This is a genomic window from Chryseobacterium candidae (assembly GCF_004916905.1).
Lineage (GTDB): Bacteria > Bacteroidota > Bacteroidia > Flavobacteriales > Weeksellaceae > Chryseobacterium > Chryseobacterium candidae.
The window spans coordinates 59,324-78,672 of record NZ_SDLV01000012.1; the positions used below are offsets into that span (position 1 = coordinate 59,324).

The following is a 19,349-nucleotide window of genomic DNA, read 5'->3' on the forward strand; positions in this document are numbered from 1 at the left end:
CAAAAAAACTACTCTGGAAATAGAGTAGTTTAATGTATTGTTTGTTGGATTTGGATTAAGAAACTCTCTCAATCAAAGCCATATAGAATCCGTCATAGCCTTCGCTAGGCATTACTTTTTCATCTTTAATCATTTTGAATCCAGGATTGTTTTTGACAAATTCTTCTACCTGAAGATTGTTTTCAGATGGAAGGATGGAACAGGTAGCGTATACCATTTTTCCTCCTTTTTTAAGCATTTTAGAATAGTCCTGAAGGATCTGCTGCTGCTCCTTTTTAATTCTGTCAATAAAATCCTGATCAATTTTCCACTTACTATCCGGATTTCTTTTCAAAACTCCAAGACCTGAACACGGTGCATCAATCAGAAGTCTGTCAGCTTTTTCATGAAGACGCTTGATCACCTTGTTGTCAGAAATCATACGGGTTTCAATATTGTGGGCTCCGGCTCTTTTGGCACGACGCTTCAGTTCGGCAAGCTTCCATTCGAAGATGTCCAACGCTACAATCTGCCCTTTGTTTTTCATTAATGCTGCCAGGTGAAGTGTTTTTCCACCAGCACCAGCACATGCATCTACTACTCTTTGTCCTTCTTTTACATCAAGGAAATACCCGATTTTCTGAGAAGAAGCATCCTGAACTTCAAATAATCCTTCTTTGAAAGCTGTAGTAAGGAAAACGTTTTTCTTTTCTTCCAGCTGAACAGCATCAGGATAATTTTTAATAGGAAAAGAAACAACACCCTCGTCTGAAAGATCGGAAATAAGTTCTTTGGTTGTAGTTCTTAAAGAGTTTGCTCTTAATACGGTAGGAGCCTGCTCATTTAAAGCAGCCATTTCTTTTTCCCAGCTGGCACCCAGTTCTTTTTCAAGTGTTTCAGCCAGCCATTCAGGAATAGAGTGTTCTATTGCTTTTGTAGGAACAGTGTTCTTTTTAAGTTTAGTAAGAATATCGGCGATTTTGATTCCGTCAAATTCTTCAAATTTTTTATAATTAGTTTTACTCCAGAGTAAATACGCAATAATCAGTTTGTAGATATTATTGGGTTTCACGCCTTCACCCATGTAGTATTCAAGGCGTTTTTTCCAACGGATAATATTGTAAAAAATTTCAGAAACAACGGCTCTGTCCTGGCTTCCCCATTTTCTGTTTGCTTTCAAAAGTCTTTCGATAACTTTATCGGCATATTTGTTTTTTTCAAAAAATGTCTCCTGTAAGGCATCGTGAATTCCGATTGCCAAGTTTCTGTGAATAAGTTCCATAAATTTGCTTCGCTGTTTGAATCTGCAAAAATACGACTTTTAATTGAGAGTTGAGGATTGAGTTGCTGAGTTTGGAAATTGAAGGATTTTAGTGTACAGGAGTAGGGTGATCTGATAGTATTAATGAAGGATCAGCCTGTTTATTAATTTTTTAAATGGTAGAAATAAATTGTAGTGCTGAATTTGTAAAGATTTTCCGAATATTTATATTTTTTATTTGCTGACAATAGCCTTTCACTCTAAAACGAATAAAGCTATGTTTTTTGCTTAATGAAAAATATTTGCTAACAAAATCTGCACTGTTCATTAGTATCCTTTATTTTCTTTGCAGCAAGTTTATTTAATTTGTATTAATTCACCAGTGTGTGTGAAATTAACATACGCTTATTATCTATTATACTGAACTTTATCTCTTGACTTCAACGTCTAAAAAGCTCTACCTTTGCAAAAAATAAAAATATGAGTGATACAGTACTTTGTCCAAAATGCAGCTCTGAGTTTACCTATCCGAGCGATAATATGATGGTGTGTTCCCAGTGTTTCTACGAATGGGATCCGGCAGAAGCAGCTGCTGAAGCAGCCAATGAAGGGAAAATATTGGACTCCAACGGAAATGAACTTCAGGATGGCGATTCTGTAGTGGTAGTAAAGGACCTTCCTGTAAAAGGAGCACCAAAACCGGTGAAAGCGGGGACGAAAGTGAAAAATATCCGTCTGAGACCGGGAAGTGATCACAATATTGACTGCAAAATTGATGGTTTCGGGGCTATGGCTCTTAAGTCAGAATTTGTAAAGAAAGCATAAGAAAACGTTGTTTTTCTATGTCCTAAAAAAAAGAAAAGGAAAAAATTGGACAGTGTAATCTTTCAACAGACTTAATTGCAAGATTGCTAATGTCCGTCTGGAAGGCAGAAAGAGAATTAACCAAAAATTTCCTTATACTTTAGAAGTACAAATGTAAGAAAAAGTTTGACAACAGCTTCTTATGTTTGTATTTTTTTATTGTTAAGTGTAAGTGAATGTATGAGTTATGGGTGATTAGCCTTTTGACTGAATAAATGAAACAGAGATCGTTCCCGATATTTTTTCATCCGTATAAATAACAAGTTCCTTTCCTTTTGACCTTAATTTATTCCAATAATGATTTACTGCAAAACGGCTTTCAAGGACTTCGGCTTCAAGACCGGTTTCTGTGATTTTGATTTCCTTGGGATAATAAGAAAGTTTGGAAAGCTGGAAATCTTCAGCTTCTGTTTTACTGAAAATATTCACTTCCCCGAATAATTTAGCAACATAAGAATTGTAAGGATTTCTGTAGGTTTCTTCCGGACTGTCATTTTGAATCAGTCTTCCTGCCTGCAGAATAACAATCTGGTCCAGCCATGGCATAATATCCTGAAGCTCATGAGTGGAAATAATGAGAGAAACGCCATTTTGTTTTACATATCTGAAAAGTCTTTCTCTGAGTTCAATTTTTCTTGGGAAATCCAGATTACTGAATGGTTCATCTAAAATAAGAAGCTTGGGAAGTACGGATAATGCTCTGGCAATAGCCACTCTCTGCTGCTGTCCGCCGCTTAGATATTTTGGAAGTACGTTGGCAAAGTCCTGAAGACCCACTACCTCAAGAAGTTCTGCTACGGTTTCTTTTTTTTGTTTTAAATTGATATTTGAAATAAATTTTCCTACGTTTTCAGCCACTGTAGCATAAGGCATCAGGTCAAAATTCTGTGCTACGAACTTCATTTCAGGCTCTCCGGGAACAAGATTTCCTTTCGGTCCCAAAAGCTTTGTTCCGTTAAAAATAATCTCTCCGCTTTCCCAATCCAAAAGACCATAAATAAGGTTGAGAAGAGTGGATTTTCCACACCCGCTTTCACCGGCAAGAGCTATAATTCTGTTTTCTTCAAACCTTAGATTAAGGTTCTGAAACAGGGGATTTTCTTTGTTGTGAGAGAAAAATAAATTGTTTATTTCTAATAGCATATTACAAATGTAAGGTTTTTATGAAAACATAATTTTTTTTATTATATTAGCGGAACTAATAAAAATAAATCAAAAATGAGAAAAAAACTGTTTTCGTTAGCTATTCCTGCATTATTTTTTGCTGCTGTAATGGTTTCTTGTAAAAAAGACAAACCACTTACCAGTGAGAGTAATGAAGTGACAACTACCAAAGAAGGTAGCCAGTTCACTTTGGATACGCTAAACAGTAAGGTTGAATGGAAGGGATATAAAGTATTTAAATCTGAAAATACGAGCCATTTTGGAACCATAAAGTTTGAAAGTGGAGATGTAACGGTGAAAGACGGAAAACTGGAAAGCGGAAAATTCGTTGCTGATATGAACTCTTTAACTTCTGTGGACTTGAAAGACAGCCCGGAGGATTTAGGAAAATTAAATGGCCACCTGAAGAGCGGCGATTTCTTCGAAGTTGAAAAATTCCCGACAGCTTCTTATGAGATTACAAAAGTTACTCCGGCTACAGAAGGTGATTATAATACTATTTTGGATGGTAATTTAACCATTAAAGGAATTACAAAACCTGTTCAGTTTAAGGCTAATGTTTCTGTGAAAAATGGAGAGGTGAGTGTAGCTACTGAACCGAAAGATATCAAGAGAGAAGAGTTTGGGGTGAAGTTCCAGGCTCCTGCTGCAAACGGTGTGATCAAAGATGAGGTAACTCTTCAGATCAGCGTTAAAGCTTTAGAAAAGAAATAATTTTTTTATTTAAGTGAAATAAGTGATTGAAGTCTGCCTCCGAAAAAGAGGCAGATTTTTTTTTGACGGACTTATTATTCAACTTAAAATCGTATTTTTGCAAAACATTTTGAAAGGGTAAAATAATGATAGAAAAGATAGAAGAATTACTGGTCGAAGTAAATGGCTTCAATGCTACCTCTAAGGAAGATATCGAAAACTTCCGAATCAAGTACAATGGTAAAAAAGGAGTTCTTAATGATTTTTTTGAAAAATTTAAAGAAGTTCCTAACGACCAAAAGAAAGAATTCGGACAGAAGATCAATACTTTGAAGCAGGCAGTTGCCGTAAAACTGGAGGATTTGAAAAATGCTTCAGCATCTTCTGTTGTGGTTGAAAAGGAAGATCTTACAAGACCCGCTTTTCCATTGGAATTGGGTTCCAGACATCCGATCAATCTCGTTAAAAACAGAATTATTGAAATCTTCAAATCGATTGGCTTTGCTGTAGCAGACGGACCTGAGATTGAAGATGACTGGCATAACTTTACAGCGCTTAACCTTCCGGAATATCACCCGGCAAGAGATATGCAGGATACTTTCTTTATTGAGCAGAATCCGGATATTCTTTTGAGAACACATACTTCTTCAGTACAAACGCGTTATATGGAAGAAAATCAGCCGCCGATCAGAATTTTATCTCCGGGAAGAGTGTTCAGAAATGAAGCAATTTCTTCACGATCTCACTGTATTTTCCATCAGATTGAAGGATTATATATTGATGAGAATGTAAGCTTTGCTGATCTAAAGCAAACGATTCAGTTCTTTACCACTGAGCTTTTTGGAAAATCTAAAATCAGAATGAGACCTTCTTTCTTCCCGTTCACAGAACCTAGTGCTGAAATTGATGTGTATTGGGGATTAAACTCTGAAACAGATTACAGAATTACAAAAGGGACAGGATGGCTGGAGATTATGGGATGCGGAATGGTAGACCCTGCCGTACTGAAAAATGTGAATATCGATGCTGAGAAATATTCAGGATATGCATTCGGAATGGGTATTGAAAGAATTACGATGCTTCTTTACCAGATGAGTGACATCAGAATGTTCTTCGAAAACGACATCAGAACACTTGAACAGTTCAAAACACTATAAAAAATCAAACCTCCGGAACTCCGGAGGTTTTTGTTTTTAATTACTGACCTAAGAAACAAAACGTAATTAAAAACTGATCTTATTGAAAAATTTACACGTGTCTGTTTCTTATGCCCATACTTAGGATCAACTGCTGTTGAATCGAAGTATTGACATGTCGCAGTTCTTTACCTGCCTCTATTATAAAGACAATAAGAAATAGGTATCTGTTACATTATAAATTATAAAAATACTGTAAAAAGCTAAAAATTACCTTTTTACAATACGGAAAGCAATATCTCTTCCCATTCCCTGAATAATGGCAAGATTAATCCAGGACAGCGCGAACTTTTCAAGTAACTCCACTTTATCACCTTTTCCAAAATCGTAACACTTTCCAAATCCACAGGCTAAAGCAAGTTCTTCTGCTGTTTTTTTTGCTTTTTCACTGTCTCCGGCCATCAGCATATCGATAGGCTCGCCATTATAAAAAGGATCGAGTATATTTTCATATCCTGTAGTATTGAAAGCTTTCACCACTTCAGCATTACAGGTGTCAGACAAATAATGGTAGACTGTAGGATAAGGATCAGGTTTTTTTCCAATAGAATTGGTAGCATCTATGATGATTTTCCCGGAAACATCTCCCCAGCTTCCTGCAATTTCTCCTATCACCTCAGGTGGGGTTGCTATCAGAATTATCTCGCTCTGCTTTACTGCATTTGCAACTGTTGTGAAACGGTCTTCTCCTATCTGGGTAGCCAGTTTAATATTTTTTTCACTCAGCGGAAATTGTGATCCGATTAAAACGTTATATCCTTTTTTGATCCATTGTTGAGCCAATGCTCCGCCGACATTTCCACTTCCGATAATTGTAATTGTCATAAGGTATATTTAATGTATTATTGATGTAAAAGTGATATAACCAATTCAGCAGCTGCGGCACCTGAATTCTGCTGCTGTCCTGTAATAAGATTACCATCCTGTATAGCATATGAACTGAATGGTGCTGCTACTTTAAAAGTGGTATCAGGAATTTTTCTCGCTTCAGCTTCTATTCTGTAAGGCTGAATTTTTACCCCTGCTGCCTGATCTGCAAAATCTTCCTCTGCATCAGCAAATCCGGTCCATATTTTATTTTTTACAATCAGATCATTATTGCTGGTTTTTGCTTCGAGCAATAATGTTGTGGAATGGCATACTGCTGCACTGGGTTTTCCTTTTTCATAAAAGCTTACAAAAAGATGCTGCAGATCTTTGTTGCCTCTAAACGTATACATTGGTCCCTGTCCGCCTACCAGAAAAATAGCATCATATTCTTCATGGTTTACTTCTTTAATACTTTTTGTATTTTTGAGAAGACTGTTAAAATCTTCTTTCTGCATATATCCCAGACTGATAATATCCCCGGCGGAATATCCGCTCGTATCTGTAGGATCTGAATAATTGTCCATTTTCAGATCTCCTCCTTCTGTAGATACAATTTCGGTTTCATATCCTGCTTCCTGAAATACATAAAGAGGATGAGTAAGCTCGGAGGCCCAAAAACCAATAGGCCAGCCCGTTTGTTCGCTTACAGCCGGTGAGCTTGCTACCATTAAAATTTTCCCTTTGTACTGAGCATTATGAAAATGCACATATTTGTTTACTTCTTTTGTCATTTTTTGATCATTTTGTATTCTAAGTTTTACCTTGCAAAATTGTATATAATATTTATATTTGTAAAGTACTTAACGAATAAGTATGATACTTACTTTTAGGAAAGTAATGATCAATTCATCAGTTTTCGATAATGCCGGATTTTATCTATAAAGGAAAAATTTATTATAATCCTGTTCAGTTAGTTATTGAGCAGGTAGGGGGAACCTGGAAAGCACCCATTCTTTGGAGACTTAAAACAAAAGTTTTAAGATACAGCGAGCTGAAAAAGGACATTCCTCATATTTCAGACAAGATGCTTACAACACAACTCAGAGAATTGGAAGAAGATGGATATATCCTCAGGAAAGTTTTCGCTCAAGTACCGCCAAGAACGGAATATTCACTTACAGAGAAAGGGGTGGAGATTGTTGCGATTATTGAAGTGGTAAGAAATTTCGGACTTAAGCTCATCCAAGAACAGCAAAAAGAGTAAAATACCATCATTGGCACACAAAAATACCTGCATGATCGCAGGCATTTTTATTTTTACGTGGTATTATTTTATAAACTTTAAAGGATATTTTACATTCTTGTAATCATCAATGCTGGCTTTCAGTGAGCCTACTGCAAGCTCTGCTTTCAATAGCATTGGAACATGGTTAGCATCATTGGAAACCCACATGGTAACGCCTTCTTTTTCTTTAAATACTCTTCCGCTTTTTACAGAAGGAATAATCTTCAAACAGTTAATAGTACCGAATTTTGTCTTTAAATTTTCTGTTCCGGTTACTTTTAACTGGAAAGGAAACATTTCGTCATCAATCCATACATTCATATTAATGATCGTTCCTACTTTCAGTTCATCCGGGCTTTTACTTCTTAAATAATAAAAGCAGGAAAGCATATCCTGAACACCTTTTACGGATTTTAAAACCTTAGAACCATTGGCCGGTGTCTTTTTATCTGTTAAAATCAACGTATTATTATCGTGATTAAAAACGGTTTCAAAATGCTGGCGATAGCTTCCCTCACGTACATTTCTTACATAGAAACTTGGTAATCCCGTTTCTGTATTGATAAAACTTTCATATAAATCTTCTACTTTGAAGAATGCTTTTACAGCACCTGTTGTCTGTCCTGTTCCTTTTACATAGAGATGAGGAACCCCTTTGTAGGTAGTTTGCTTTGTAGTAAGGTTGGCAGTTCCTGCATTAAGGAAACCGTAGTGAATTCTAAGAGTAATAGATTCGCCGTCTGCGATATTATCAATCTGAGCCGAGCCTAAAAAGAATATAAATACAGCAAAAAGGTTCAAAATTTTATTCATAACAAGACATTTACAAAAACACTGCCAAATTTAAAATCTTAAATGATAGATATTTGACAAATCTCAGGTTTTTATTTAGAATCAATTAAATATGCTTCGCATTAAAATTAGTAAATTTGCAGTTACATGTCTAATTAAATTATCTTAAAGATTATGATAACCACTGATATATTGATCATAGGTGCGGGACCTACAGGACTTTTTGCAGTTTTTGAAGCTGGTTTATTAAAAATGAAGTGCCATATTATTGATGCGCTTCCTCAGCCGGGAGGGCAATTGGCTGAACTTTATCCTAAAAAACCTATTTTCGATATCCCTGGTTATCCTTCAGTAAATGCCGGAGAATTGGTAGATAATCTGATGGAGCAGATCAAGCAGTTTCAGCCTGGATTTACCTTGGGTGAAACAGCTGTTTCTTACACTAAAGTAGATGATGAGTGGTTTGAAGTGATCACGAATAAAGGAACTGTTCACAGATGTAAAGCGATTGCGATTGCAGGTGGTTTAGGTACTTTTGAACCGAGAAAACCTACTTTTGAAAATATTGCAGATTACGAAGAAAAAGGTCTTGAATATTTCGTTAAAGAACCTGAACACTTCAGAAATAAAAAGGTTGTTATTGCTGGTGGTGGAGACTCGGCACTGGACTGGAGTATTTTCCTTTCTAATGTTGCCAGTGAAGTAACTTTGATCCACAGAAGAAACGAGTTCAGAGGAGCTTTGGATTCTGTAGAGAAAGTTCAGGATCTGAAAAATCAGGGGAAAATCAAATTAATTACGCCTGCGGAAGTTACCGGTATTAAAGGGGACGGAAAAGTAGAAGCGATCACTGTAGAAGTAGAAGGGCAGGAAGCTTACGATATTGAAACAGATTATTTCATTCCTTTATTCGGATTGACACCAAAATTGGGTGAGATCGGAAACTGGGGATTAAATATCGAGAAAAATGCAATCGTTGTAAATAACGCTTTGGATTATCAGACCAACATCGATGGTATTTATGCTATCGGGGATATCAATACTTATCCAGGAAAACTGAAGTTGATCCTTTGTGGTTTCCACGAAGCTACTTTAATGTGTCAGAGTGTGTATAACAGACTCAATCCGGGTAAGAAATTCGTATTAAAATACACAACGGTAAGCGGAGTAGACGGATTTGACGGAAGCCGTAAGGAAGCAGAGAAGGCAGTTGTGAAAAAAATTGACTAATTTTGCAGGATTATGTCAGACGTTAATATTAAAATCACCGACAGAGAAGGGGTAACCCACGAAGTTGTAGCGCCTACGGATATGTCCATGAATCTAATGGAAATTATCCGTTCGTATGAATTGGCAGAAGAAGGTACTATTGGGGTATGCGGAGGAATGGCGATGTGTGCTTCATGCCAGGTATATGTAATTAACGATCCCGGTCTGGAACCAATGGGAGATGAAGAAGATGCCATGCTGGCTGAAGCTTTCCATGTGAAAGACAACAGCAGACTGGGCTGTCAGCTGCATATTGCCGATGCCATGGAAGGACTCGAAGTGGAAATTGCTCCTTATCCTTAGAAAATATTTTTTAATCTTAATAAGAAACCCGCCCGGATTTTCCGGACGGGTTTTGTTTTATATTTATTTCTGAGAACATATATATTCGTGTCTGATTAGAGTGTCTTCTTTAATGATTTCTAAGTAACTTTCATCTTCATTCTTTATAAAGTAATCTCCCTGTTCTATTTCATCTTTATAGGAAACCCACCATTGGCCGTTGTCATAACATTCACAAGGTTGAATGCTTTCAGGAATAGTTCCCTTTAATTTAAGAGATTTTATACCTTCAATACTTTCGACTCTAATTTTACATTTTTGCTTCTTAACTCTTTCCATCGCAGTCTTACAATCTTCCATAAAATAAGAAGAAAGAGCAGGAACAATAACGAATATCGTTACAAATACTGTGGTAACTCCGAGCATTTCTTTATTAACGTTGTAGTTATTCATGTAAAAGACTATAAAACTTAAATTTCTTCCTTAGAAATCCACTTCCCAACCGTAGGAGCCTTGTAATTTCTCATCTTTTCCAGCAAATCATCAATGGTATTGCTGATCAGCAGTATGTCTCTGTTGATTTGCTTTAAAAATCCTTTATCTACCATGGTCTGAACCAGTTTGATCAGATCATCATAAAAGCCGTCAATATTCAACACTCCGATGGGTTTTTTATGAAGTCCAAGCTGTGCCCATGTGATCATCTCAAAGAATTCTTCCAATGTTCCGTAACCACCGGGAAGAACGATGACTCCATCACAAAGTTCGTTCATTTTGGTTTTTCTTTCGTGCATGGTTTCCACAATGATAAGTTCTGTCAGGTTTTTATGGGCAATTTCTTTGGATTGTAAAAACCGGGGTAAGACTCCTGTTACTTTACCTTTTTCACTTAAAGCACCGTTAGCAATTGTTCCCATTAAACCAGTTTCCGAACCACCATAAACCAGTTGTATATTTTCTTTTGCTAAAGTTTGTCCCAGCAGAAATGTCTGTTCTTCATAAATTTTATCTGTGCCGAAACTTGAGCCACAGAATACGGTTATACTTTTCATTGTATATGATTTGTTTTTTATGGTTTAGATGCTTCGACAAGCTCAGCATGACATCTCTAATACTAATGTTTTTTTTAGAGATAATTTTTAGCAGTGTCATGCTGAGCCTGTCGAAGTATCTTTATTTCAATTAAAACTAAAAATATCCAAAATCATAAGACTTTGGATATTCAATATACTCATTTTACTATTCTATTTCTGAGGAATATTCGCTAAAATATCTTTCAGGAAGCTCCAGAATTTTTGTGCTGAAGGGATGTTGGCTCTCTCATCAGGTGAATGTGCTCCTCTGATGGTTGGTCCAAAGCTTACCATTTCCATTTCAGGATAGTTGGCACCGATGATCCCGCACTCAAGACCTGCGTGGCAAGCTACTACATGGGGTTTTTCAGTGAACTTTTCAATATAAAGTTTCTCCATCAGCTGTACAATCTCTGAACCAGGTTTTGGTTTCCATCCCGGATATGATCCGCTGAATTCAACATTCATTCCAGCCAGCTCTGCTACCGATTTCAATTGTTCTGCTACTGAATATTTGGAAGAATCTACAGAAGACCTTGTAAGGTTTAAAATCTTGAGTTCTCCGCCTTTCAGTTCTACTCTTGCTACGTTGTTGGACGCTTCTACAAGATCAGCCACATCAGGACTCATTCTGTAAACTCCGTTGTGAAGAGCCTTTAAAGTGAGGATCACTTTTTTAGAATCTGTCTCTGAAATAGCTTTGTCGGAAGAAGTAGAGTTTTCAATATTGATCTGGATTCCCGGTTCTACAGTAGCAAATTCTTCTAAGATCTCTTTTTTAAGAACCGTTACATTTTCAATAAATTCCTGGGCATTTCTCACAGAAATTATTGCAACTCCTTCTCTTGGGATAGCATTTCTCAACCCTCCGCTGTCGATAGAGATCAATTCAATATTCTGGTTTTCCAGTCCGGTGTAAAGAAGTCTTCCCAAAATGATATTGGCATTTCCGAAGCCTTTATGGATATCCATTCCGGAGTGTCCACCCTGTAGCCCTTTTACTTCAAGTCTTACAATTTGTCCTTTTGAAGCTTCTGCAGTATAGGTTTGAGTGATTGTCACGTCTACACCTCCTGCACAACCGATATCAATTTCATCATCCTCTTCCGTATCAAGATTCAATAGAATTTGTCCTGCCAATTGTCCTGGTTTTAATCCTAAAGCACCTGTCATTCCTGTCTCCTCATCAATCGTGAAAAGAGCTTCCAATGCAGGGTGTGGAATATCTGAACTTTCAAGGATAGACATGATGGTTGCTACTCCTAAACCATTATCAGCTCCTAAAGTAGTTCCTTTTGCCTTTACCCAGTCACCGTCAATTTCCATTTTAATTCCTTCGGTTTCAAAATCGAAATTCACATCATTGTTTTTCTGGCAAACCATATCAAGGTGCGATTGAAGCACAATAGATTTACGGTTTTCCATTCCTGCCGTGGCCGGCTTCTTAATAATAACGTTTCCTACTTCATCTACCGTAGTTTCCAGTCCTAAATTTTCACCAAATCCTTTGATAAATGCGATCACTTTTTCCTCCTTTTTTGAAGGTCTTGGAACAGCATTTAATCTGGAGAAATTTTTCCATATAATCTGCGGTTCTATATTAGATAATTCCATTGAAATTTATTTTTCTCAAATTTACGAATAAAAAAATGCTTCCGTGAGATACAGAAGCATTTTTGTAGGATTTCGCTTGTATTAACACCCACACTCTCCATAGATCGGAGTGGTAAATGTAGTTCCGTCCGGTTTCTCTATAGTCAGAGTTCCTTCAAACAGTAAAGCCTCTTCGCCCTTTATTTTTTTACCTTTTACAGAAATTTTATAATCATCATTTTCTATTTCCTTGGTCAGCAGTTCATCTACTTCCATGTCACTTGATGAGATAAGATTCATAGCAAGCCTTTTGCCATCCAGCATCATATATGCAGTTTTTCCGGCATCATCTGCGTAGATATATCTTTCATTTTCAAAATCAGATTTACTGGCTGCAAAATAGCAGGAACATTCTTTGATTTCTTGTGGAAACGGAATCGTCCCCACCAGAATATTTCCTGAAGAAGAAGCTCTTGCAGTTGAATCTTTGGCAACATGCAAAGAATCAGCAGTAGTGGAGTCTGAAACAGTTTCTTTTTCCTTTTTACAGGCTGCCAATAGAAATGCGGAAAATACAATGATTACATATTTCATGTCTTTGTGGTTTTATAATTTGTTTATCCTCTTGCTCTTTCAAGAAGTGTCATCATCAATAAAGAAAGGATTACCAGGCTTTCTTCCTCATCATCAATATCGATCAGTCTGTCCAGCTGGAATCTTCTTCCGAAGAATGAAGGCATTTTTTTAAGCTTAAAATAAGCCTTTCCGTCTATCCCTGTTACCGTATATGATGGATTAAGGAAATATCCAGTAAACATCCCGATGATAGGAAGTTCTCCTACAAAGCTGTCCCAGAATCTTACCCATGCACTGTCTTCCTGAATTTTAAACTTAGGCTGATCATGTGCATCCAGAATATCATAACTTGCTTTCCAGATAGAACGCATTCCTTTTCTGGCTAATCTGCCAAAGTTTTTATTGTCAATAAGATCATTTAAAGAATATGAAGCGTTGAAATCAATCCATTGATTGGCTCTGATTCTGAAAAGTTCCTTAGACTTGCTTTCATCATTAAAAACAATAACGTCTTCTTTCAACTTGAACATTTTCTGACGAACATATGCCACATAATTTCCATTTTTGTCAGTAATGTTAAAGTCACTTGCTAAAGTAGTGATTTTGAATTTGAAATCCAGAGGATAATTTAGATTGTTAAGTACCATGTTAGTTAATTTTTTTCATATTTAATTTAAGCCGCAAATATAAAGGTTTTTTTAGTGTTCTCAGGTATGGGAGAAATATAAAATATCATCATGGGACATTAATCTCATGGTCAATTGTCAATTTTTGCTGCGCAAAGTCAATAGTCAATAATCACTTTATACAAATTCACAAACGAAGGGAATTGACGATTCACTATTCACTATCAATTATCAACTTTAATCCTTATTTTTGTACCTATGGATTACCCTAGTAAAGTATTGGCAAAGGCAGTGGACGAGATTTCCGGGCTGCCAGGAATTGGCAGGAAAACGGCTTTGAGATTAGCATTACATTTGTTAAAGCAGCCCAATTCCAGAGCCGTAAGCCTTGGAAACTCCCTGATCAATCTTGTTAATGAAATAAAATATTGTAAAGAATGTCACAATTTCTCGGATTTTGACATTTGTGAAATATGCAGCAATGAAAAGAGAAATGGAGAACTGATCTGTATCGTTGAAGATGTACGGGATGTAATTGCCATAGAAAATACAGGAAAGTATACAGGGAAATATCTGATTCTTGGCGGTAAAATTTCTCCGATGGAAGGAGTAGGGCCTGGCCAGCTGAATATTCCAAGTATTGAAAAGAAACTGAATGAAGGAAAGGTAAAGGAATTTATTTTTGCTTTGAGTGCTACGATGGAAGGAGACACTACAGCTTATTATATTTACAAGAAATTTAAAAACTTCAATGTGAATTTCTCCAGTATTGCAAGAGGAATTTCTGTAGGAGATGAACTGGAATATGCTGATGAGATTTCTTTAGGAAGATCTATTATCAACAGGCTGCCATACAACGAAAAGGATTAATATGAAGCTGTCCGTTATTATAGTTAATTACAACGTCACCCAATTGCTAAGAAGCTGCCTCCTGTCCCTACGGAAGTATATACAGGATATAGAGTATGAAGTAATGGTGATTGATAATGCTTCAACAGATAGTTCCTGGGGAGATCTTATTCCTGAGTTTCCCGAAGTACATTTTATATCATCTGAAACCAATGGCGGGTTTTCAAAAGCCAATAATCAGGCTGTACAAACTGCGAAAGGAGAATATATATTGCTTTTGAATCCTGATACGGAATTGGAGGGCTTTTATATGAAAGAATTGCTGGATTTTGCAGATGCGCAGGCTTCATTCGGATGTCTGGGCGTAAGAATGCATGATGCAGAAGGGAATTTTCTTCCTGAAAGCAAGCGCTCAGTTCCGGATATGTTTAATTCTTTTGAAAAGCTCTTTACCAACTTTAAAAAGAACAACTCGAAATCTTATTACAGAAATGATATAGAAGAAAATGCGGTTGCAGAAGTGGAAGTTCTCACCGGAGCATTTTTATTGGCTAAAAAAGACGTTTATGAGAAAATAGGAGGATTGGATGAGGCTTATTTTATGTACGGAGAAGATATCGATCTCTGCTATACCTTTCTAAGAAACGGATATAAGAACTTCTATTATGGAAAAGTTTCTATTCTTCATCATAAAGGAGAAAGTACAATCAAAGATGAATTATATCTCAACAGATTTTACGGAGCGATGCAGATCTTTATTGATAAGTATTATAAGGAATCGAAGCCTTTACAGTATTCTTTTTTGAAAGCAGGATTAAAGCTCCGGCATCAGATTGAAAAGATCAAGCTAAAATAAAAAAGCAACTCAATTGGAGTTGCTTTTGTTATATGTAAGATGATATTCTTCTTATTTTACCGGAGCAGGAGTCTGTGCCGGAGTTGTTGTAGAAGAAGCAGGAGCTGACTGTTTTGCAGGAGCTTCTTTCTTAGCTGGCTGCTGTTGTGCAGGAAGTGCCTGAGACGGCTTACCTGTAATAACAACGCTTAAAAGGATAAGAACAATGATAGTTCCGCCTAGAGTCCATGTTGCTTTTTCCATGAAATCATTGGTTCTTTGTACCCCGAACTGTGCAGATGATGCACCTCCGAATGTACTGGAAAGGCCTCCTCCTTTTGGATTTTGTGCCATAACGATAATTACCAATAAAACACTGGCAACCATAACAAGAACCATCAATAGTGTAAATATAGTATCCATTAATTCTGATATCTTTTTGAATGGGCAAATTTAATCTTTTTTTACTGAATGACAAAAAAAGATGTCGCCAAATGTTGATAAAAATAAAAACGGCAACAATTGTTGCCGTTTTTTCTATAAAAATAGGATGTTGTTATTTAAAATCAGCATCTGTAGCCTTATTGATCTCATAAGACTTTACAGTCATGGTCATGTCCATTCCCATCTGACTTACAGAGATGGTAAAAGGCATTTTTACACCTTCAACATCTTTATAATTAGAGAATGTTGTCGGAATTGTCATTTCCTGACCTTTAGCTTTTACCTTTTTAGTTTCTCCGGTTTTTAATCCTGTTGCAACGCTGTAGTAATACGTAGTATTTCCACCTTTAATGGCGTAAGAATCTTCACCTCCGATTTTTTCAATTCCGCCTAATTTATAATCAGCAGATTTTGTAAATCCTAATTCTTCGAAAATTTCAGAATTTTTTTGTTTTTCAGCAATTTCTTCCGGTGTGATATCAACTCTTTGTCCCATTTGCATAGAATAACCGGTTTTTCCATCGAAAACCTGCTTCTGAACAACCTGTCCCATTGCTGTTACAGTGGTAAGCTCCTTTCCGCCTTGTGCTTTAACGATTTTAAAATCGATGTTTTGTCCCTGCATAGACATGGAAGCATTGGTTGTATAAGAAGTGATCTTTGCCAGATTAGCTTTTCCTCCGATAGCATTAATATACTTATCAACAACAGAGGCAACCGTTACATTGGCATCCACTTTTTGTACAGTTGGTTTCGCAACAGGGTTAGCTTCCTTATCGAAATATTTTACAGGATAGCCCAGTTTTTCCAATCCTTCAGAAATATCAGATGCTTTACCAGCGATGAAAATTCTGCTTTGGTTAGGTAATATGGTAGCTTTTACAGCATTGGAAACATCTGCAGCCGTTACTTTATCAATAGATTTTAAGTAATTGGTATAGAAATCAGCAGGTAAATCCTGAACTTTTTGGTTTAAAGCAAATCTTGCAATGGTAGCCGGCTGCTCCAAAGACATGATGAAAGATCCTTTCAGTTTAGCTTTAGCATTGGCTAATTCCTCAGGTTTTACAGTAGAAATAGCATTAAGCTCATTCATGAATTCTTTAACAGCTTTGTCTGTAACCTCATTTCTTACGCTTGCACTTGCAGAGAATTGTGGAGAGTACTTGCTGGCAACCATACTTGAATAAGCCCCATAGGTAAATCCGTTTTTCTCACGAAGATTCATGAAAAGTCTAGCTTCACCACCGCCGCCGAGAATATAGTTGGCGATTGTTGCAGGGAAGTAGTTCGCATCTTTCATTTTCAAAGTGTTCAGGTTGTTTAAAGAAACAACAGACTGTACTGCAGAAGGAACATCTACTACGTTGATCTCCGTTTTCGCAACATTAGAAGCAGGTTCTAACTGTGCAATAGGTGTGTTCGCTTTTTTCCAGCTACTGAAAGCTTTTTCAATCAAAGGTTTTACCTGGTCAAACTTCACGTCTCCTACAATTACTAAGTAAGCATTGTCCGGAGCGTAGTATTTTTTATAAGTGTTCTGAACGTCAGCAAGCTGGATTTTATTGATAGACTCAACCGTTTCAAATTCACCTCTTGACGTGTTTTTTCCATACATCAAAGCGTTGGAAACTTTTGAAGCAATAGAAGATGCATTTTTTTCTTCAGACTTTAATCCCTCGATAGCTCTTTCTTTAGAGTTTTGAATTTCTTCAGCAGAGAATTTAGGATTAATAATGGCATCAGCCATCAGTCCTAATACTTCAGGGAAATATTTTGAAAGTGAATTGGCTGAAGCTCCTCCTGAAGAAAAATTAAGGTTCGCTCCAAGGTAGTCTACTTTTTTGTTGAAATCATCTTTGCTGATGTTGGTTGTTCCGTTTTCGAACTGTTCAGCCATAATTTCGCTTACTCCGGTTACTGCTCCTTCGTTGTACGGAGGTCTGTCCATAGAAAGGCTTGCACTTACTCTTGGTAATTTGTTGTTCTCAACCACCATTACTGTAAGACCGTTGCTTAGCTGGAAAGTTTTTGGCTTCGCAATGTTAATTGCAGGAGTAGGTCCTGGTTTTGGCATTGCATTAAGATCTATTTTTTGTGCTGAAACCATTCCTGTAAAGAAAAATGCTGCAGCTATATATGTTAATTGCTTTTTCATTTGTAAAAATTTAATTTTTAATAATCATATTATCACCTAAGAAGTTGAAATGATTACTTTTTCTCAGGTACGTAATTGATGACTATTCTTTGGTTGGAATTAAGATACTTTTTAGCTGCATTCTGAAGATCCTGTCTGGTGATAGATCTGTAAATGTCGATTTCTTTGTTGATCAAATTCGTATCCCCCATCAATACATGGTTGGTTGCCAGTGAAGCAGCAATTCCCTGAATGCTTGAGTTGGCATTTACAAACTGGTTTTCGTACTGGTTCTGAAGTTTTTGATAATCTTCTTCAGAAATTAAAGTCGTCTGAAGTTTTTTGATCTCAGCATCAATGTCAGCCTGTAAAGCCTGCTTTGTAGTCTGTCCCATAGGAATGGCGAAGAACGCAAAAATACTGTAATCTTCAAGCCCCTGGTTGAAAGCAGCTACCTGAAGCGCTTTTTTGTCCTGGTCAACTAATTTTTTATATAAAACAGAAGATTTTCCATTGCTTAAGTAAGAAGAAAGCATATCCAAAACATAAGCATCTTTCTCTTTGTTAGCAGGAGTTCTGTATGCAAATACATAAGCCGGAAGCTGGATATTCGGGTCAGTAGCAGTTACTTCTTTTTCCTGTGTGATAGGAGTTTCTTTCGGGAAATCTTTTGGATAAAGGGTTCCTTTTGGAATGCCTCCGTAATAGGTTTCAATCCATTTCTTAGTCTGTTCAGGTTTGATATCTCCTGCCACCACTAAAGTAGCATTATTCGGAACGTAATATTTCTTGTAGAACGCCTGAAACTCTTCTAATTTAGCAGAGTTCAGATCTTCCATAGAACCAATTGTTGGCCAGTTGTATGGGTGATTGGTAAATAAATTTTTCTGAATAGTCGTGAAAAGATTTCCGTAAGGCTGGTTATCCATTCTTAATCTTTTCTCTTCTTTTACAACCTCTCTCTGCGTATCCACACCAATCTGGTTGATTACAGCGTGGCGCATTCTTTCTGCTTCCATCCAAAGTCCAAGCTGTTCGTTATTGGAAGGAAACGTTTCGTAATAATAAGTTCTGTCATTAGTAGTGTTGGCGTTGTTCTGACCTCCGTTGGAAGAAACGATTTTAAACCAGTCTCCTCTTTTGATGTTAGGAGTTCCTTCGAATAAAAGGTGTTCAAAGAAGTGAGCAAAACCAGTTCTGCCTTTTATTTCATCTTTTGCACCTACATGGTACATTACACCCGTCGTTACAACCGGTGCCGAGTTATCCTGATGAAGAATTACGTGAAGACCATTGGGAAGGTCATACTCTTCGAATTTGATTTGCTGTGCATTCAGCATTAGCCCGAAGAAAGCTACGGCAGCAGCAGAAATAAGTCGCTTTTTCATAAAATTTAGAAATTGTTTATCAATTAGTATGAAAAGTGAATTAAATGTTACAAAATATATTGAAATATATGATTGCATTGAAAAAATTTTCAGAAATTAAAAACTAAAATGAATGGTGAATGGTGAATTCGCTTGTGAATCTTTTACGTTTTGTATTAAGTTTTTGGGAATACATAATTTTTCTTTACAGTTAAGTTTAACAATAGCCATTCACCATTCACTTGAGAAGCAAA

The 19,349-nt window shown here is 36.7% G+C and carries 21 protein-coding genes; 8 read left to right on the plus strand and 13 right to left on the minus strand.

Going from position 1 to position 19,349, the window contains the following annotated elements; translation table 11 throughout:
- Positions 1-55: 55 nt before the first annotated feature.
- Positions 56-1,261 (minus strand): RsmB/NOP family class I SAM-dependent RNA methyltransferase, encoded by a 1,206-nt coding sequence (locus EK417_RS06685; RefSeq protein ID WP_076596198.1) that lies wholly within the window; start codon positions 1,259-1,261, stop codon positions 56-58.
- A gap of 459 nt (positions 1,262-1,720) precedes the next feature.
- Here EK417_RS06685 and EK417_RS06690 point away from each other — a divergent pair, with 459 nt between their 5' ends.
- Positions 1,721-2,065 carry a zinc ribbon domain-containing protein YjdM gene (locus EK417_RS06690; protein ID WP_076596199.1) on the plus strand — a complete coding sequence of 115 codons (345 nt, stop codon included), beginning with the start codon at positions 1,721-1,723 and terminating at the stop codon, positions 2,063-2,065.
- A 234-nt stretch (positions 2,066-2,299) separates the two neighbouring features.
- Here the strand turns inward: EK417_RS06690 and EK417_RS06695 are convergent, their stop codons facing one another.
- Positions 2,300-3,247 (minus strand): sulfate/molybdate ABC transporter ATP-binding protein, encoded by a 948-nt coding sequence (locus EK417_RS06695; protein WP_136521699.1) that lies wholly within the window; start codon positions 3,245-3,247, stop codon positions 2,300-2,302.
- Positions 3,248-3,322: 75 nt separating this feature from the next.
- Between EK417_RS06695 and EK417_RS06700 the strand changes: the two genes are divergently transcribed.
- Entirely contained in the window at positions 3,323-3,982 is a 660-nt protein-coding gene (locus EK417_RS06700) for a YceI family protein (RefSeq protein WP_076596201.1), read from the plus strand.
- Positions 3,983-4,107: 125 nt separating this feature from the next.
- Positions 4,108-5,118 carry a phenylalanine--tRNA ligase subunit alpha gene (gene pheS, locus EK417_RS06705; RefSeq protein ID WP_076596202.1) on the plus strand — a complete coding sequence of 337 codons (1,011 nt, stop codon included), beginning with the start codon at positions 4,108-4,110 and terminating at the stop codon, positions 5,116-5,118.
- A 249-nt stretch (positions 5,119-5,367) separates the two neighbouring features.
- Here pheS and EK417_RS06710 read toward each other — a convergent pair whose 3' ends face one another.
- Both EK417_RS06710 and EK417_RS06715 read right to left on the minus strand, forming a co-directional pair.
- Positions 5,368-5,982, minus strand: coding sequence for an NADPH-dependent F420 reductase (locus EK417_RS06710; protein WP_076596203.1), 615 nt, complete (start codon positions 5,980-5,982; stop codon positions 5,368-5,370).
- A 17-nt stretch (positions 5,983-5,999) separates the two neighbouring features.
- The gene (locus tag EK417_RS06715) at positions 6,000-6,758 is read right to left on the minus strand and encodes a type 1 glutamine amidotransferase domain-containing protein (protein ID WP_136521700.1); all 759 of its coding nucleotides are present in this window, start codon (positions 6,756-6,758) and stop codon (positions 6,000-6,002) included.
- A 131-nt stretch (positions 6,759-6,889) separates the two neighbouring features.
- Here EK417_RS06715 and EK417_RS06720 point away from each other — a divergent pair, with 131 nt between their 5' ends.
- On the plus strand, positions 6,890-7,231 hold the full coding sequence (locus tag EK417_RS06720; protein ID WP_076596205.1) for a winged helix-turn-helix transcriptional regulator: 342 nt from the start codon (positions 6,890-6,892) through the stop codon (positions 7,229-7,231).
- Positions 7,232-7,294: 63 nt separating this feature from the next.
- Here the strand turns inward: EK417_RS06720 and EK417_RS06725 are convergent, their stop codons facing one another.
- Complete coding sequence (locus EK417_RS06725) at positions 7,295-8,065, minus strand: DUF3108 domain-containing protein (RefSeq protein ID WP_136521701.1); 771 nt, start codon at positions 8,063-8,065, stop codon at positions 7,295-7,297.
- A 153-nt stretch (positions 8,066-8,218) separates the two neighbouring features.
- On the opposite strand from EK417_RS06725, the gene EK417_RS06730 reads away from it, so the two are divergent.
- Both EK417_RS06730 and EK417_RS06735 read left to right on the plus strand, forming a co-directional pair.
- On the plus strand, positions 8,219-9,274 hold the full coding sequence (locus tag EK417_RS06730) for an NAD(P)/FAD-dependent oxidoreductase (protein ID WP_076596207.1): 1,056 nt from the start codon (positions 8,219-8,221) through the stop codon (positions 9,272-9,274).
- A 12-nt stretch (positions 9,275-9,286) separates the two neighbouring features.
- On the plus strand, positions 9,287-9,616 hold the full coding sequence (locus EK417_RS06735; RefSeq protein ID WP_136521702.1) for a 2Fe-2S iron-sulfur cluster-binding family protein: 330 nt from the start codon (positions 9,287-9,289) through the stop codon (positions 9,614-9,616).
- Between the two features lie 63 nt (positions 9,617-9,679).
- On the opposite strand, the gene EK417_RS06740 is transcribed toward EK417_RS06735, so the two are convergent.
- The 5 genes from EK417_RS06740 to EK417_RS06760 all read right to left on the minus strand — a co-directional run bounded on the left by EK417_RS06740 (position 9,680) and on the right by EK417_RS06760 (position 13,484).
- A complete protein-coding gene (locus EK417_RS06740) occupies positions 9,680-10,048 on the minus strand; it encodes a hypothetical protein (protein ID WP_136521703.1) in 369 nt (122 codons plus the stop codon).
- Positions 10,049-10,065: 17 nt separating this feature from the next.
- Positions 10,066-10,647: an LOG family protein gene (locus tag EK417_RS06745; RefSeq protein WP_136521704.1), complete on the minus strand. Its 582-nt coding sequence runs from the start codon at positions 10,645-10,647 to the stop codon at positions 10,066-10,068.
- 192 nt (positions 10,648-10,839) lie between these two features.
- Entirely contained in the window at positions 10,840-12,282 is a 1,443-nt protein-coding gene (locus EK417_RS06750; protein ID WP_136521705.1) for an aminoacyl-histidine dipeptidase, read from the minus strand.
- 81 nt (positions 12,283-12,363) lie between these two features.
- On the minus strand, positions 12,364-12,855 hold the full coding sequence (locus EK417_RS06755; RefSeq protein WP_076596212.1) for a hypothetical protein: 492 nt from the start codon (positions 12,853-12,855) through the stop codon (positions 12,364-12,366).
- A gap of 23 nt (positions 12,856-12,878) precedes the next feature.
- The gene (locus tag EK417_RS06760) at positions 12,879-13,484 is read right to left on the minus strand and encodes an LURP-one-related/scramblase family protein (protein ID WP_076596213.1); all 606 of its coding nucleotides are present in this window, start codon (positions 13,482-13,484) and stop codon (positions 12,879-12,881) included.
- A 237-nt stretch (positions 13,485-13,721) separates the two neighbouring features.
- Between EK417_RS06760 and recR the strand changes: the two genes are divergently transcribed.
- Together recR and EK417_RS06770 are read left to right on the plus strand one after the other, a co-directional pair.
- Positions 13,722-14,333 carry a recombination mediator RecR gene (gene recR, locus EK417_RS06765; protein WP_136521706.1) on the plus strand — a complete coding sequence of 204 codons (612 nt, stop codon included), beginning with the start codon at positions 13,722-13,724 and terminating at the stop codon, positions 14,331-14,333.
- Positions 14,329-15,168: a glycosyltransferase family 2 protein gene (locus EK417_RS06770; protein WP_136521707.1), complete on the plus strand. Its 840-nt coding sequence runs from the start codon at positions 14,329-14,331 to the stop codon at positions 15,166-15,168. The genes recR and EK417_RS06770 overlap by 5 nt, the downstream gene beginning before the upstream one ends.
- A gap of 51 nt (positions 15,169-15,219) precedes the next feature.
- On the opposite strand, the gene secG is transcribed toward EK417_RS06770, so the two are convergent.
- The 3 genes from secG to EK417_RS06785 form a co-directional block, all read right to left on the minus strand.
- A complete protein-coding gene (gene secG, locus EK417_RS06775; RefSeq protein WP_076596216.1) occupies positions 15,220-15,570 on the minus strand; it encodes a preprotein translocase subunit SecG in 351 nt (116 codons plus the stop codon).
- Between the two features lie 133 nt (positions 15,571-15,703).
- Complete coding sequence (locus EK417_RS06780; RefSeq protein ID WP_076596217.1) at positions 15,704-17,749, minus strand: M16 family metallopeptidase; 2,046 nt, start codon at positions 17,747-17,749, stop codon at positions 15,704-15,706.
- Positions 17,750-17,802: 53 nt separating this feature from the next.
- Positions 17,803-19,116, minus strand: a complete 1,314-nt coding sequence (locus EK417_RS06785) for a M16 family metallopeptidase (RefSeq protein WP_110367847.1) — start codon at positions 19,114-19,116, stop codon at positions 17,803-17,805.
- Between the last annotated feature and the right edge of the window lie 233 nt (positions 19,117-19,349).

Coding starts and splice junctions, on each gene's coding strand:
- EK417_RS06725 (WP_136521701.1), bottom strand. CDS start 8,065: ATGAATAAAATTTTGAACCTTTTTGCTGTATTTATATTCTTTTTAGGC.
- EK417_RS06750 (WP_136521705.1), bottom strand. CDS start 12,282: ATGGAATTATCTAATATAGAACCGCAGATTATATGGAAAAATTTCTCC.
- EK417_RS06715 (WP_136521700.1), bottom strand. CDS start 6,758: ATGACAAAAGAAGTAAACAAATATGTGCATTTTCATAATGCTCAGTAC.
- EK417_RS06685 (WP_076596198.1), bottom strand. CDS start 1,261: ATGGAACTTATTCACAGAAACTTGGCAATCGGAATTCACGATGCCTTA.
- EK417_RS06760 (WP_076596213.1), bottom strand. CDS start 13,484: ATGGTACTTAACAATCTAAATTATCCTCTGGATTTCAAATTCAAAATC.
- EK417_RS06710 (WP_076596203.1), bottom strand. CDS start 5,982: ATGACAATTACAATTATCGGAAGTGGAAATGTCGGCGGAGCATTGGCT.
- EK417_RS06745 (WP_136521704.1), bottom strand. CDS start 10,647: ATGAAAAGTATAACCGTATTCTGTGGCTCAAGTTTCGGCACAGATAAA.
- recR (WP_136521706.1), top strand. CDS start 13,722: ATGGATTACCCTAGTAAAGTATTGGCAAAGGCAGTGGACGAGATTTCC.
- EK417_RS06785 (WP_110367847.1), bottom strand. CDS start 19,116: ATGAAAAAGCGACTTATTTCTGCTGCTGCCGTAGCTTTCTTCGGGCTA.
- EK417_RS06730 (WP_076596207.1), top strand. CDS start 8,219: ATGATAACCACTGATATATTGATCATAGGTGCGGGACCTACAGGACTT.
- EK417_RS06740 (WP_136521703.1), bottom strand. CDS start 10,048: ATGAATAACTACAACGTTAATAAAGAAATGCTCGGAGTTACCACAGTA.
- EK417_RS06755 (WP_076596212.1), bottom strand. CDS start 12,855: ATGAAATATGTAATCATTGTATTTTCCGCATTTCTATTGGCAGCCTGT.
- EK417_RS06700 (WP_076596201.1), top strand. CDS start 3,323: ATGAGAAAAAAACTGTTTTCGTTAGCTATTCCTGCATTATTTTTTGCT.
- secG (WP_076596216.1), bottom strand. CDS start 15,570: ATGGATACTATATTTACACTATTGATGGTTCTTGTTATGGTTGCCAGT.
- EK417_RS06720 (WP_076596205.1), top strand. CDS start 6,890: ATGCCGGATTTTATCTATAAAGGAAAAATTTATTATAATCCTGTTCAG.
- EK417_RS06780 (WP_076596217.1), bottom strand. CDS start 17,749: ATGAAAAAGCAATTAACATATATAGCTGCAGCATTTTTCTTTACAGGA.
- pheS (WP_076596202.1), top strand. CDS start 4,108: ATGATAGAAAAGATAGAAGAATTACTGGTCGAAGTAAATGGCTTCAAT.
- EK417_RS06695 (WP_136521699.1), bottom strand. CDS start 3,247: ATGCTATTAGAAATAAACAATTTATTTTTCTCTCACAACAAAGAAAAT.
- EK417_RS06735 (WP_136521702.1), top strand. CDS start 9,287: ATGTCAGACGTTAATATTAAAATCACCGACAGAGAAGGGGTAACCCAC.
- EK417_RS06690 (WP_076596199.1), top strand. CDS start 1,721: ATGAGTGATACAGTACTTTGTCCAAAATGCAGCTCTGAGTTTACCTAT.